The 14115-nt window shown below is 66.2% G+C and carries 12 protein-coding genes; all 12 read left to right on the top strand.

The features are described from left to right. Window positions 1–31 precede the first annotated feature (31 nt). On the top strand, window positions 32–2134 hold the full coding sequence (locus PQQ53_RS30930) for a ribonuclease catalytic domain-containing protein (protein WP_408149771.1): 2103 nt from the start codon (window positions 32–34) through the stop codon (window positions 2132–2134). After that, window positions 2131–2994: a shikimate dehydrogenase gene (aroE, locus tag PQQ53_RS30925; protein ID WP_408156821.1), complete on the top strand. Its 864-nt coding sequence runs from the start codon at window positions 2131–2133 to the stop codon at window positions 2992–2994. Before PQQ53_RS30930 ends, aroE begins: the two co-directional genes overlap by 4 nt. A gap of 49 nt (window positions 2995–3043) precedes the next feature. Next, a complete protein-coding gene (gene mtgA / locus PQQ53_RS30920; protein WP_408149767.1) occupies window positions 3044–3766 on the top strand; it encodes a monofunctional biosynthetic peptidoglycan transglycosylase in 723 nt (240 codons plus the stop codon). 55 nt (window positions 3767–3821) lie between these two features. Further along, the gene (locus PQQ53_RS30915; RefSeq protein ID WP_408149765.1) at window positions 3822–4742 is read left to right on the top strand and encodes a LysR family transcriptional regulator; all 921 of its coding nucleotides are present in this window, start codon (window positions 3822–3824) and stop codon (window positions 4740–4742) included. Window positions 4743–4920: 178 nt separating this feature from the next. Next, a complete protein-coding gene (tcuA, locus tag PQQ53_RS30910) occupies window positions 4921–6378 on the top strand; it encodes an FAD-dependent tricarballylate dehydrogenase TcuA (RefSeq protein WP_408149763.1) in 1458 nt (485 codons plus the stop codon). Beyond that, window positions 6365–7588: a tricarballylate utilization 4Fe-4S protein TcuB gene (gene tcuB, locus PQQ53_RS30905; RefSeq protein WP_408149761.1), complete on the top strand. Its 1224-nt coding sequence runs from the start codon at window positions 6365–6367 to the stop codon at window positions 7586–7588. The genes tcuA and tcuB overlap by 14 nt, the downstream gene beginning before the upstream one ends. A gap of 57 nt (window positions 7589–7645) precedes the next feature. Further along, a complete protein-coding gene (locus PQQ53_RS30900) occupies window positions 7646–8956 on the top strand; it encodes an MFS transporter (RefSeq protein ID WP_408328424.1) in 1311 nt (436 codons plus the stop codon). 438 nt (window positions 8957–9394) lie between these two features. Further along, complete coding sequence (locus tag PQQ53_RS30895) at window positions 9395–10348, top strand: IclR family transcriptional regulator (protein WP_408149758.1); 954 nt, start codon at window positions 9395–9397, stop codon at window positions 10346–10348. Next, on the top strand, window positions 10345–11403 hold the full coding sequence (locus PQQ53_RS30890; protein ID WP_408149756.1) for a 2-dehydro-3-deoxygalactonokinase: 1059 nt from the start codon (window positions 10345–10347) through the stop codon (window positions 11401–11403). The genes PQQ53_RS30895 and PQQ53_RS30890 overlap by 4 nt, the downstream gene beginning before the upstream one ends. Window positions 11404–11451: 48 nt before the next feature. Continuing rightward, on the top strand, window positions 11452–12132 hold the full coding sequence (locus tag PQQ53_RS30885; protein WP_121315721.1) for a 2-dehydro-3-deoxy-6-phosphogalactonate aldolase: 681 nt from the start codon (window positions 11452–11454) through the stop codon (window positions 12130–12132). After that, window positions 12129–12905 (top strand): SDR family oxidoreductase, encoded by a 777-nt coding sequence (locus PQQ53_RS30880; RefSeq protein ID WP_408149754.1) that lies wholly within the window; start codon window positions 12129–12131, stop codon window positions 12903–12905. The genes PQQ53_RS30885 and PQQ53_RS30880 overlap by 4 nt, the downstream gene beginning before the upstream one ends. Before the next feature lie 144 nt (window positions 12906–13049). Beyond that, window positions 13050–14048, top strand: a complete 999-nt coding sequence (locus PQQ53_RS30875) for an arabinose ABC transporter substrate-binding protein (RefSeq protein WP_168667246.1) — start codon at window positions 13050–13052, stop codon at window positions 14046–14048. The last annotated feature ends 67 nt before the right edge of the window (window positions 14049–14115 follow it).

The raw sequence follows: 14115 nt of genomic DNA, 5'->3' as shown, positions 1-14115 counted from the left end.
CGGCAGATGCAAGTCAGAACGAGAGTATTGAGTGAACGTTTTCTTCGAGGAATCGGGCAGTTTCAAGGCTGGCAGCGTGCTGTCGCGCCAGGGTGACGCGTTTCAGGTCGAGTTGCCGGGCGGGCGGCGCGCGAAGGTGCGCGCCAAAGACGTGCTGATCGAATTCGACAAGCCGAGCGCGGCCGAACTGATGCAGCAGGCCGACGCCGCCGCGCAGGACATCGACCTGGACTTTCTGTGGGAATGCGCGCCTGACGACGAATTCCCGTTCGCCACGCTCGGCGCCGAGTACTTCGGCGAGCGCTTCGGTTCGATCGAGCGCGCGGCGCTGGTGCTGCGCATGCACGGCGCGCCGGTGTACTTCCGCCGCAAGGGCCGCGGCATGTATCAGCGCGCGCCGCAGGAACAACTGAAGATGGCGCTGGCCGGTCTCGAACGCAAGCGTCAGCAGGCGCTCGTGCAGCAGGGCTACGAGGAAGAGCTGAAGGCCGGCCGTCTGCCGGAAGCCTTCACCGGCAAGACCGCGCTCGCGTTGCTGACCAAGCCGGACAAGAACACGATCGAATACAAGGCGCTCGAAGGCGCGGCGGCCGCGCGCGGCATTTCGCAGGCGCGCCTGATGCTCGAATGCGGCGCGATCCCGTCGGCGCGCGCGCTGCACGAGGCGAAATTCCTCTCCGAGTTCTTCCCGCACGGCACGGGCTTTCCGCCCGTCGCCGTCGGCGGCTTGCCGGAAGATTTGCCGGAAGCGAACGTCGAGGCGTTCTCGATCGACGACATCACCACTACCGAGATCGACGACGCGTTTTCCGTCGAGCATCTGGCCGACGGCCGAGTGCGGATCGGCGTGCACATCGCCGCGCCGGCGCTCGGCATCCAGCGTGGCGACGAAGTCGACGCGATCGCGCGCACGCGTTTGTCGACCGTCTACATGCCGGGCGACAAGATCACGATGCTGCCCGACAGCGTCGTCGAAGCATTCACGCTGGCTGAAGGCGGCTTGCGGCCGGCGCTGTCGCTGTATGTGATCGTCAATCGCGAAACCCAGGAGATCGTCGCGAGCGAAACGCGCGCCGAGCGCGTGTTCGTGAAGAACAACCTGCGTCACAACACGCTCGACGAACTCGTCAACGAAGAGGCGCTCGCCGCCGGCACCGGCGACTATCCGCACAAGGAAGACATCGCCGTGCTGTGGCCGTTCGCGCAGGCGCTGTTCGAAAAGCGCCAGACCGCGCGCGCCGGCTACGGTCTGCGCCGCGAAGTGCAGCGCAATACGGACTTCAACTTCTACGTGGAAGGCGAGCACATCACGATCACGCCGCGCCGGCGCGGTTCGCCGCTCGACACGATCGTCGCCGAGCTGGCGATTCTCGCGAACTCGTCGTGGGGCGCGTTCCTGCACGACCACGGCGTGCCGGGCATCTATCGCACGCAGCGCGCGTTCGGCGCGCCAACCGGCCCGAAGCGCACGCGCATGCAGACCAACGCCGCGCCGCACGAAGGCCTCGGCGTCACGCAATACGCGTGGAGCACGTCGCCGCTGCGCCGTTACGTCGACCTGGTGAACCAGTGGCAACTGATCGCCTGCGTGCAGCATGGCGTGACCGCGAAACTCGCCGCGCCGTTCAAGCCGAAGGACGCCGATCTGTTCGCCGTCGTGCAAGGCTTCGACGACACCTACACTGCGTATGCCGATCATCAGCGTCGTATGGAGTACTTCTGGTGCCTGCGCTGGCTGAAGCAGGAGAACCGCAAGCAGGTGGTGGCGTCGGTGGTGAAGGGCGATCTGGTGCGCCTCGAAGAGATTCCGTTGCTGCTGCACGTGCCGGGCCTCGGCGTGCACGCGCGCGGCACGCGTTTGCAGATGGAAGTGATGTCGATCGACGAGCTGACCGTCGAAGCGTCCGTGCGTCTGTTGCACGTGCTCGACGCACCGACCGTGACGAGCGGCACCGAAGCGGAAGAGGCGGATGAAGGCGATGACGAAATTATCGACGCGGCCGACGACAGCGCCGAAGGCGAAGCCGAGGCGCAGGCCGAAGCCGCAGCAGCCGATGCCGATACCGACAACAACAACGACGACAGTGCAAGCGACGCAGCCGCCGATCAACATATCGCGGAGCCGGGACGATGAGCGCCAATCAGACACGCGAGCGCTATGCGGTCATCGGCAATCCGGTCGGGCATAGCAAGTCGCCGTTCATTCATGGCCGATTCGCCGAGCAAACCGGCGAGCCGGTCGAATACGGCGCGCTGCTCGCGCCGGTCGATGCATTCGTGCCGCACGTGCGCGCCTTCATCGACGTGGGCGGACGCGGCCTGAACGTGACCGTGCCGTTCAAGCTCGACGCCTATGCGTTCGCCACGACGTTGTCGCCGCGCGCGGCGGCGGCGGGCGCGGTGAACACGTTGCGCTTCGACTCGAACGGCATCTACGGCGACAACACCGACGGCTTCGGTCTCGTGCGCGACATCGAGGTGAATCTCGGCGTGTCGCTGAAGGGCGCGCGCATCCTGTTGCTCGGCGCAGGCGGCGCCGCGCGCGGCGTAGTGCTGCCGATGCTGGAGCGCGCGCCGCATACGCTCACCATCGTCAACCGCACGGCGGCGAAGGCCGAAGCGCTGGTCGATCAGTTCGCGCAGGCCGCGCGCGACGCCGCGTGCCGCCTGACGGGCGGCAGCGCGCGCGCGATCGAAGCGGGCCAGTACGACGTGATCGTCAACGCGACGGCGGGCAGCCTCGACGCGTCGTTGCCCGACTGCGACGACCGCGCGTTCGGCAACGGCACGCTCGCGTACGACATGATGTACGGCGCGCATCCGACGGTCTTCATGGAGCACGCGCGCAAGCTGGGCGCGCGCGGCGCCGACGGTCTCGGCATGCTGGTCGAACAGGCCGCCGAATCGTTTCACGTGTGGCGCGGCGTGCGGCCCGACGGCGCACCGGTGCTGGCCGAGTTGCGTGCGCTGCTGACGGCGCCGTCGCACGCGTAGACCCGCGCATCGCCGGACGGAACTGACCCATTCGAGGACTGGAACGCACATGACAGCAACGCGGCGCGCAAGCCGGCCCAGTCCGGTGCGATGGGTGGTTTATCTGGGCGCCGTGCTGGTGATCGCCTGGCTCGCGACGCAGGCGTTCTACTTCACGCAGATCGCGGTCTGGAATTACGTGAACCCGCGCTCGACCGCGTTCATGCGCTCGGACGCGTGGCGCCTGTCGCAGGATCGGCCGGATCTGTCGGTGCAGCATACGTGGATGCCGTACGACCAGATCTCGCGCAATCTGAAGCGCGCGATCATCGCCTCCGAAGACGCGAATTTCGTCAACAACAAAGGCTATGAAACCGACGCGATTTTGCAGGCGTGGGAGCGCAACAAGGCGCGCGGCAAGATCGTGCGCGGCGGTTCGACGATCACCCAGCAACTCGCGCGGAATCTGTTTCTGTCCCGTGAGAAAAGCTATATCCGCAAGGGCCAGGAGCTGATCATTACCTGGATGCTCGAAACCTTGATGGACAAGGAACGGATCTTCGAGATCTATCTGAACTCCGTCGAGTGGGGCAATGGGGTCTACGGCGCCGAAGCGGCGGCGCAGTATTACTACAAGACGTCGGCGGCCAAGCTGAGCGCGGCACAGTCCGCACGCCTCGCCGTGATGCTGCCGCGGCCCAGGTACTTCGATGAACACCGCAGCTCCGCCTATCTGACCCAGCGCGCACGCGTGATCGCGCGGCGCATGGGCGCGGCGGAATTGCCGGACTAAACGTTTTTCGCACGTGCGGCGCGGCCGCGTGTGCATGGCCTCGCGGGAAACTCCGATGGAACTGCGGCAGCTGCGTTACTTCATCAGCGTGATCGAACACGGCAGCATGGGCAAGGCGGCGCTCGAACTGGGCGTCGTGACTTCGGCGTTGAGCCAGCAGATCGCGCGCCTCGAAAGCGAGCTGTCGACCCGGCTGTTGCAGCGAACCTCGAGCGGCGTCGTGCCGACCGACGCCGGGCTCGCGTTCTGGCGGCAGGCTCAACTGGCACTGCGCCATATCGACGACGCGGCGCTCGCCGCACGCGAGGCGCGGCTCTCAGGACACGTCAGCGTCGGACTCGCGCCCAGCACCGCTGGCGTGCTCGGTCTGCCCTTCATGCGCGCGATGCGCGAACGCTATCCGGACATCCGGTTGCGCATGGTCGAAAGTCTGTCCGGCTATCTCGCATCGATGCTCGGCGCGCGGACCATCGACCTCGCCATCCTGTTTCAGGAAGCCCCCACCCAACGCTGGAGCGTCATGCCACTGCTCGATGAGCGGCTGTTCGTGATCGGTGCGCGTGATCTGGCCGGCATGCCGACGCAACGCGAAGTGCGTTTGTCGAAGCTCGGCGATCTGCCGCTGATCCTGCCGAGCGGCTCGCACGGCTTGCGAGCCTTGCTGACCTCCGCGTTCAAACGCGCGAAGTATGAGCCGCATCTCGCCGCCGAGGCGGACGGCCTCGCGATCCTGATGGACGCGGTGCGCGGCGGATTGGGCGCGACCATCCAGCCCGGCGCGGCGCTCGCGCGATCGGAGAACGCGATGCTTGCAAGCAGCCGCATCGCGGACACCGACGCGCTCAGGGCGAACCTGCTGGTCAGCGTGTCCGACGACGAATTGTCCCCGGCTGCGCTGGCGGCGCGCGTCGTGCTCGCGGACGTCGCGCGTACGCTGGTGAAAGAGGGCCGCTGGCCCGGCGCGAAGCTCAGATAACTCGATCAAGTCCGTCCCTTCACGAAAACTGAAGACCTCTAGCCCGTTTGCTGATGGCGGCGTTTGCCGCCGCTGACTACAGTTCGCCTCGAAGCAATTACGTTGCATGGGACCGGAGTCAGCGCGCTGTATGGCCGACAGCCACAGCACCAACGCCGGTCGACAGGAGGCAAGCTAGATGGTCGATGTACTCGTGATCGGGGGAGGCAATGCCGCGCTGTGCGCCGCGCTGATGGCGCGCGAAGCGGGCGCATCGGTCCTCCTTCTCGAATCGGCCCCGCGCGAGTGGCGGGGCGGCAACTCACAACATACCCGCAATCTGCGCTGCATGCACGATGCACCGCAAGACGTGCTTGTCGAAGCGTATCCGGAAGAAGAATACTGGCGCGATCTGCTGAAGGTGACGGGCGGCATCACGAACGAGCACCTCGCGCGTCTCGTGATCCGCGCGTCCGCAACCTGCCGTCCGTGGATGCGCAAACACGGTGTGCGCTTTCAGCCGCCGTTGTCCGGCGCGCTGCACGTCGCGCGCACCAACGCGTTTTTCATGGGCGGCGGCAAGGCGCTCGTCAACGCCTACTACCGCAGCGCCGAAGCGCTCGGCGTGCGGGTTCTCTACGACACGCCGGTCGACACGATCGAACTCGATGATGGCCGCTTCGTTGCGGCGCGCAGTGGCAGCCGTCGTTTCGAGGCGCGTGCCTGCGTGCTTGCGGCGGGCGGCTTCGAATCCAATCGCGAATGGCTCAGACAAGCGTGGGGCCAGAATGAGCGCGGCGAATGGCCGGCGGATAACTTCCTGATTCGCGGCACGCGCTTCAACAAGGGCGTGTTGCTCAAGTACATGATCGACGTGGGCGCGGATTCGATCGGCGATCCGTCGCAATCCCATTGTGTCGCGATCGACGCGCGCGCGCCGCTCTACGACGGCGGCATCTGCACGCGGATCGACTGCGTGTCGCTGGGCGTGGTCGTCAATCGTGACGCCGAGCGGTTCTACGACGAGGGCGAGGACTTCTGGCCGAAGCGTTACGCGATCTGGGGACGCCTCGTCGCGCAGCAGCCAGGGCAGACCGGCTATTCGATCATCGACGCCAAGGCGATCGGCCGTTTCATGCCGCCGGTGTTTCCCGGTGAGAAATCCGACACGCTGGCCGGACTGGCTCGCCAGCTCGGTCTGCCGGAAGCGGCGTTCGTGCGGACCATCACCGCGTACAACGACGCCTGCCACGTCGGCACGTTCGATCACACCGCGCTCGACGACTGCCACACCGAACAGCTCGACCCACCGAAGACCCACTGGGCCCGGCCGATCGACACGCCGCCGTTCTACGGCTACGCGCTCAAGCCCGGCATCACGTTCACTTACCTGGGGCTCCAGGTCAACGACCGGGCCCAGGTGCATTTTGGCGGCGAGCCGAGCGAGAACCTGTTCGTCGCGGGCGAGATGATGGCCGGCAATGTGCTCGGCAAGGGCTATACGGCCGGGGTCGGCATGTCGATCGGCACGGCGTTCGGGCGCATCGCCGGCACCGAGGCGGCGCGGGCCGCACAGGCGGCTGCGCAAGCGGAGTGCGCGGGACACGCGGCTCGAAGCGCACGCGAATCATCAGGAGTTCTCAGTGCAGAAAATTGAAGCGCTGACGCGTGAAGCGCAGCAATTGGCCGGCTCGCCTGACCGCGCCGATCACGCCGTCGCGCGTGATCCGCAGTCGCGAGTCATCCGTATCGTGCCGCTGACCGATAACGAAACCGAAGTCGCGCGGCAAATGCAGATATGCAACGCATGCCGCTATTGCGAAGGTTTTTGTGCGGTATTCCCGGCGATGACTCGCCGCCTCGAATTCGGCAAGGCCGACGTGAATTACCTGGCGAACCTGTGCCACAACTGCGGCGCGTGCTATCACGCGTGCCAGTACGCACCGCCGCACGAATTCGCGGTGAACGTCCCGCAGGCGATGGCGAAAGTGCGGCTCGAAACCTATACCGAGTACGCGTGGCCGCCCGTGATGGGCGCGCTGTACAAACGCAATGGCTTGACCGTCTCGCTGGCACTGGCCGCCGGGCTCGCGCTGTTCCTGATACTCGGCACCGCGCTGTCGGGTTCGCTGCTCGACTACCGCCCGGGCGCACAGGCGTCGAGCTTCTACGCGATCTTCCCGCACAATCTGCTCGCGCTGATCTTCGGCGCGGTGTTCGGCTTCGCGGCGCTCGCGCTGGGTATCGGCGTGACGCGGTTCTGGCGCGACGTGTCGGCGGGCACGGCCTCGGCGCCGGCGATCGTCGAAGCGACGCGCAACGTGCTCGGCCTTACCTATCTCGACGGCGGACACGGCGACGGCTGCAACGAAGCGGACGACCGCTTCACGCTCGCACGCCGGCGCTTTCATCACTTCACGTTCTACGGCTTCATGCTGTGCTTCGCCGCGACCGTGGTGGCGACGCTGTATCACTACGTGCTGGGCGAGGAAGCGCCGTATCCGATGCTGAGCTTGCCGGTCGTGCTGGGCTCGATGGGCGGCGTCGGTCTGCTGATCGGGCCGGCCGGTCTGCTGTGGCTCAACCTGCGGCGCGACCCCGCGCGCGGCGACGCGAAGCAGCGACCGATGGATCGCGGTTTCATCGCGTTGCTGTTGCTGACGAGCGCCACCGGCCTCGCGCTTCTAATAGGCCGTGACACATCCGCCATGCCCGCATTGCTCGCGTCGCACCTGGGCATGGTGATGGCGCTGTTCGCGACGCTGCCGTACGGCAAGTTCGCGCACGGCATGTATCGCAGCGCGGCGCTCCTCAAGTCCGCGATCGAAAAACGCCGCGGCAGCGGCCCGCAAGCCGGCGCCGACTGAGCCTGAAGCGTGAAGCGTCGCCGGCATCGCAAACACAGAACAACGGAGACCCCGATGATGAACCCCACAAACACGATCGAGACGAGCGCGGCCACGGTCCGCGTGTCGAAAGTCGGCGCGGTACTGCGCGTGACCAGCGGCAACTTTCTCGAACAGTTCGACTTCTTTCTGTTCGGCTTCTACGCCCCTTACATTTCGAAGGTGTTCTTCCCGACGAGCAGCGAATTCGCGTCGCTGATGCTCACGTTCGCCGTGTTCGGCGCGGGTTTCCTGATGCGGCCGCTCGGTGCGATTTTCCTCGGCGCGTACATCGACCAGGTGGGGCGCCGCAAGGGCTTGATCGTGACGCTGTCGATCATGGCGAGCGGCACGATACTGATCGGCTGCGTGCCGGGCTTCACGTCGATCGGTCTGCTGGCGCCGGCCCTCGTGCTGCTCGGGCGGCTGTTGCAGGGCTTTTCCGCGGGCGCCGAACTGGGCGGCGTGTCGGTCTATCTCGCCGAGATCGCGACGCCGGGCCACAAGGGTTTCTATACGAGCTGGCAGTCGGCGAGCCAGCAGGTCGCGATCGTGATCGCGGCGGCGCTCGGCTACGGCCTCAATCACTGGATGAGCGCCGAGACGATCGGCGCGTGGGGCTGGCGCATTCCGTTCTTTATCGGCTGCGCGATCGTGCCGCTGCTTTTCGCGTTGCGCCGCTCGCTGGAAGAGACAGAGCAGTTCAAGGCGCAGCGGCATCGTCCCAGCGCGCGCGAAGTGTTCGGCACGCTGTTGCAGAACTGGAAGGTCGTGTTCGCGGGCATGCTGCTGGTCGCGATGACCACCACGACGTTCTATCTGATCACGGTCTATACACCGACCTTCGGCAAGACCGTGCTGAAGCTTTCGACCGCTGACAGTCTGATCGTGACGCTGTGCGTGGGCATCGGCAATTTCATCTGGCTGCCGGTCGGGGGCGCGCTGTCGGATCGCATCGGCCGCCGGCCGATCCTGATCGCGATTACCGTGCTGGCGATCCTGACCGCGTATCCGGCGCTGTGGTGGCTGGCGTCGTCGCCGAGTGTCGGCCGCATGCTGATCGTGCTGCTGTGGTTCTCGTTCTTCTTCGGCATGTACAACGGCGCGATGGTTGCCGCGCTCACCGAAGTGATGCCGGAGAACGTGCGCGTGGCTGGTTTTTCGCTCGCGTTCAGCCTCGCCACCGCGATCTTCGGCGGCTTTACGCCAGCGGTGTCGACCTACCTCATCCAGGTGACGGGCGACCGGGCGGCGCCGGGTTACTGGCTGAGCTTCGCCGCCGTGTGCGGCCTGGCCGCGACGTTGATTCTTTATCGTCGCAGCGAGGTGGCGAAGCGGTTTGCGATGTAGCTTTGGTGACGGTTCTGCCTGGGAAAAAGCCCGCCCTTGCGCGGGCTTTTTTCATGCGCGGCGAAACGGGCCCGACGCTCCGGTGAGCGCTCTGCCACCGTCCCCGGCGTGCTTCACGCCGCTACCCCGAGCGGCCGGAACCCGGCCTTCCCACGATCCAATCCGAATCAAAACACCCTGAATCCCATTATCTGAATTCACCATTCACATATTGGAGATTTCTCAAAAACGGTCCTACAATCCAACCCAACACGCAACGTGAGCCGGAAAGCCTCATCCATCCGGCCGCGCAAAAGCGACAGCAAAAAAACTGGAGACAAGGCCAAACCATGCCCGACATCACGAGGCAGCACCCCTGCGCCCGCCACTTCGCGCGTATTCAAGGCTTCTCCTCCGGCCCCGCGCTGTAAGCGCACACACCATCCAAAGCCAATCGCCATGAACAAAGCGATGCCTACTCACGCCGCAAGCGCGTCCGAAGCCGATCACGCGAACAACGCCGCGCCGCGCCCGGCCGCCGCCGCCAAGGCGCGCGCCAGCGTTCAACCGGCCGGCGCCAACGGAATCGCCGTGCCCAGCACGCTGCTCGACATCACGCCGCAACAGGCCGGCACGCAGACGCTGCTGCGCGGTCTGGCGATTCTCGAAGCCGCCGCCGCCGGCGTGCGCGATCTGCGCACCTTCGGCGCCGCGCTCGGCACGACCCGCAGCACCACGCACCGGCTGGTGAGCAGCCTCGTGCAGGCGCGCTATCTGCGTCAGGTGCAAGGCGGCTATCTGCTCGGCCCGAAGCTGATCGAACTCGGCACCATCGCGCTCGAACAGATGCCGCTCACCGCGGTTGCGCGCCCGCACCTCGAATCGCTCGCGGAACAGACGCTCGACACGATTCACCTCGGCGTGCGCGACGGCGACGACGTGCTGTACATCGACAAGATTCCCGGCACCCGTGGCCTCGAAATGCGTTCGCGCGTCGGGCACCGGATGCCGCTGGCGTCGACGGGGATCGGCAAGGCGATGATGCTCGACCTCACGCCGGACGTCTGGCAGACGTTGTTCGAGGCATCGCGCCGCGCGCTCGCCGGCGTCACGTTCAAGCCGGACAACCGCCCCGACGCACCGACCTTCATGCAGCGCATGACCAATTATGCAGCCGGCGGCTATACCTTCGACCTCGAAGAGAACGAAGCGGCGATCCGCTGCGTGGCGGCCCCGGTGCGTGACGCGTCGGGTGCGGTGGTGGCGGCATTGTCGGTGGCGAGCACGATTCCGTACATGCCGCTCGAACGCATGGACGAACTGATCCCGGTCGTGCAGCGCGAAGCGCGCGCGATCTCGGAAGAACTCGGTTGGCGCGCGCCGCAACCGACAACCCGCAGGATCAAACGATGACACAGGCGGGTTCTCTCACACCGGCAGGCAACCATCTGGCCGCGGGCGTCGTCGCCGACGCCGGCCTCGCAAATGCCGCGCTGATTGCGCTCGACTGGGGCACGACCTCGTTGCGCGCCTATCTGTACGACGCCGAGGGCCGGGTGCTGGCGACACGCGCGTCGCCGGCCGGCATCATGAATCTGCCGCGCAGCGCGGAACAGGGCGGCTTCGACGCCGCTTTCGAGGATGTGTGCGGCGCCTGGCTCGACGCGGCGCGCGGCGTGCCGGTGATCGCGGCGGGGATGGTCGGCAGCGCGCAGGGCTGGCTGGAGGCGCCGTACGTCGACGCACCGGCGAGCGCCGATGCGCTGGTGAGCGGGCTCGTTCGCGTGCAGGCGGCATGCGGCGCGACGCTGCACATCGTGCCGGGCATCCTGCAACGCGGCGAATTGCCCAACGTGATGCGCGGCGAAGAAACGCAGATTTTCGGCGCGCTCAGCGAAGACGCGAACGCCGCGGACTACGGCAAGCGCGCGCTGATCGGCTTGCCGGGCACGCACGCGAAATGGGCGCTCGTGCAGGCAGGCCGCATCGAACGTTTTCATACCTTCATGACGGGCGAAGTGTTCGCGGCACTGCGCGAGCATACGATTCTCGGCCGCACGATGGTCACGCCGGATCGTCCGGATACCGAAGCATTCCTGCACGGTGTGAGCATCGCGCGTGAAAAGGGCCAGGCGGGCATGCTCGCGACCGTTTTTAGCGCCCGCACGCTCGGCCTCACCGGACAACTCGCGCGCGACGAGCAGCCCGACTATTTGTCGGGCCTGCTGATCGGCCACGAACTGGCCGGCCTCAACGCCGTGCTGACGCAACAGCAGAGCTCGCTCGCCGCACAGAGCCTGCGCCTGATCGGCAATGAAGCGCTATGCGAGCGTTATCGACTCGCACTCGCGCAATTCGGCTGCACCCAGGTGGAACTGGTCAAGCAGGCCACCGAGCGCGGCCTGTGGCGCGTCGCCTCGCAGGCGGGGCTCGTCAATCCGGCCGCTCACGCGGCGCGCGCCGACTAAGCGGCGCGCCAGGCCATCTCCGTGCCGCTTACGAAACAAGGAACCGACATGCAACCTCACATCAATCTGCCCGCACCGTACATGCCGCACGCGGGCCTGATCGCGGCGTTCGAAGTCTGTCCGCTGATCGCGATCATGCGCGGCGTGACCCCCGCCGACGCGGCCGACCACGGTCAGGCGCTGTACGAAGCGGGCTTTCGCATCGTCGAAGTGCCGTTGAATTCGCCGCAGCCGTTCGACAGCATCGCCGCGATCCGCAAGGTGTTGCCCGCGGATGCGATCGTCGGCGCGGGCACGGTGCTGCATCCGAGTTTCGTCAACGACGTGAAGTCGGCGGGTGGCGAGCTGATCGTGATGCCGCATAGCGATCCCGAAGTCGTCGCCGCCGCTAAAGCGCAGGGCCTTGCCTGTGCGCCGGGCGTCGCCACGCCGACCGAAGCGTTCATCGCGCTGAAGAACGGCGCGGACGTGCTCAAGATGTTCCCCGCCGAACAGCTCGGCTGCCAGGTCGTCAAGGCATGGCGCGCGGTGATCGCGGCGCAGGTGCCGCTGGTGCCGGTCGGCGGCATCACGCCGGACAACATGGGACCGTTCCTGAGCGCCGGTGCGAACGGCTTCGGCCTCGGCTCGGCGCTGTACAAGCCGGGTCAGAGCGCCGCCGTGACCGCCTCGCATGCGAAGGCGTTCATCAACGGCTTGCGCATCGCCCGCGCGGGTGCGAAGAAATGAAACGGCTCGCCGGCAAAGCCGCCCTCGTGACCGGCGCCGGACGCGGCATCGGCGCGGCGATCGCGCTTGCGTTCGCGCGGGAGGGCGCGTCGGTCGTGCTCGCGGAACTGGATATCGACACCGCCCAGCAGACGGCGGCGCACATCAAGGCGCAAACCGGGGCGCGCGTGCTCGCGGTGCGCACGGACGTCACGCAGTCCGCATCGGTTCAGCAGGCGGTGAGCGAGGCGCAGCAGGCGTTCGGCGCAGTGGACGTGCTGGTGAACAACGCAGGCATCAACGTGTTCTGCGATCCGCTCACCATGACCGACGACGATTGGCGGCGCTGCTTCGCGGTCGATCTCGACGGAGTGTGGAACGGTTGCCGCGCGGTGTTGCCGGGCATGGTCGAACGCGGCGCGGGCAGCATCGTGAATATCGCGTCGACGCATGCGTTCAAGATCATTCCGGGCTGCTTTCCGTACCCGGTGGCCAAACACGGCGTGATTGGCCTGACGCGCGCGCTCGGCATCGAATACGCGCCGCGCAACGTGCGCGTCAACGCGATCGCGCCAGGGTACATCGAAACGCAATTGACGCACGACTGGTGGAACGAACAGCCCGACCCGGCCGCCGCGCAGCAGGCGACGCTCGATCTGCAGCCGATGAAGCGCATCGGCCGCCCGGAAGAAGTGGCGATGACGGCGGTGTTTCTCGCCTCGGATGAGGCGCCGTTCATCAACGCCAGTTGCATCACCGTGGATGGCGGCCGCTCGGCGCTGTACCACGACTGATTCACGACGGATTTTTGCAGTACGCAGGTTTGCGCAGGGGCGCAAAAGTACACCGGACGACGCGCTGGCCGCGTGTGTCATCACCGGTATAAGAAGACGCGGCCGCTTACCTTCTCGTTATCAATTAGTCAGGAGACACGCATTATGAAACGTAGAATTTTCCTCACGCTGGCAGCAGCGGCGACGGGTGTGCTCTTCAACGCACCGGTCGCGCAGGCGGCCGATCCGGTCAAGATCGGCTTCCTCGTGAAGCAGCCGGAAGAGCCGTGGTTCCAGGACGAATGGAAGTTCGCGGAAATCGCTGCGAAGGAGAAGGGCTTCACGCTCGTGAAGATCGGCGCGCCGTCGGGCGAGAAGGTGATGAGCGCAATCGACAACCTGTCGGCACAGAAGGCGCAAGGCTTCGTGATCTGCACGCCCGACGTCAAGCTCGGACCGGGCATCGTCGCGAAGGCGAAGGCCGACAAGCTGAAGATGATGACGGTGGACGACCGCCTCGTCGACGGTGCGGGCAAGCCGATCGCATCGGTGCCGCATATGGGCATCTCGGCGTACAACATCGGCAAGCAGGTCGGCGACGGTCTCGCGGCCGAAATCAAGAAGCGCGGCTGGGACATGAAGGACGTGGGCGCGATCGACGTGACCTACGAACAGCTGCCGACCGCGCATGACCGCACCAGCGGCGCGACCGACGCACTGGTCGCCGCCGGCTTCCCGAAGGCGAACGTGATCGCCGCGCCGCAAGCGAAGACGGACACGGAAAACGCGTTCAACGCCGCCAACATCGCACTGACGAAGAACCCGCAGTTCAAGCACTGGGTGGCTTACGCGCTGAACGACGAAGGCGTGCTCGGCGCGGTGCGCGCAGCGGAAGGCCGCGGCTTCAAGGCCGACAACATGATCGGTATCGGCATCGGTGGTTCGGACTCGGCATTGAACGAGTTCAAGAAACCGACGCCGACGGGCTTCTACGGCACGGTCATCATCAGCCCGAAGCGCCACGGCGAAGAAACCTCGACGCTGATGTACGACTGGATCACGCAAGGCAAGGAACCGCCGCTGCTCACGCTGACGACCGGCATGCTGGCCACGCGTGAGAACGTCGCCGATGTGCGCCAGAAGATGGGCCTCGCGTCGAACTAAGCCTGTGACACGCGGTGCAATGAAGTGAACTGCCGGGGGGGGGGCCGGCCCAACAGGGCCGCCGGCG

This window comes from Paraburkholderia strydomiana (assembly GCF_046030495.1).
GTDB lineage: Bacteria > Pseudomonadota > Gammaproteobacteria > Burkholderiales > Burkholderiaceae > Paraburkholderia > Paraburkholderia strydomiana_A.
The sequence above is the reverse complement of the archived record's forward strand: the minus strand, read 5'-3'. Positions and strand labels throughout refer to the sequence as shown.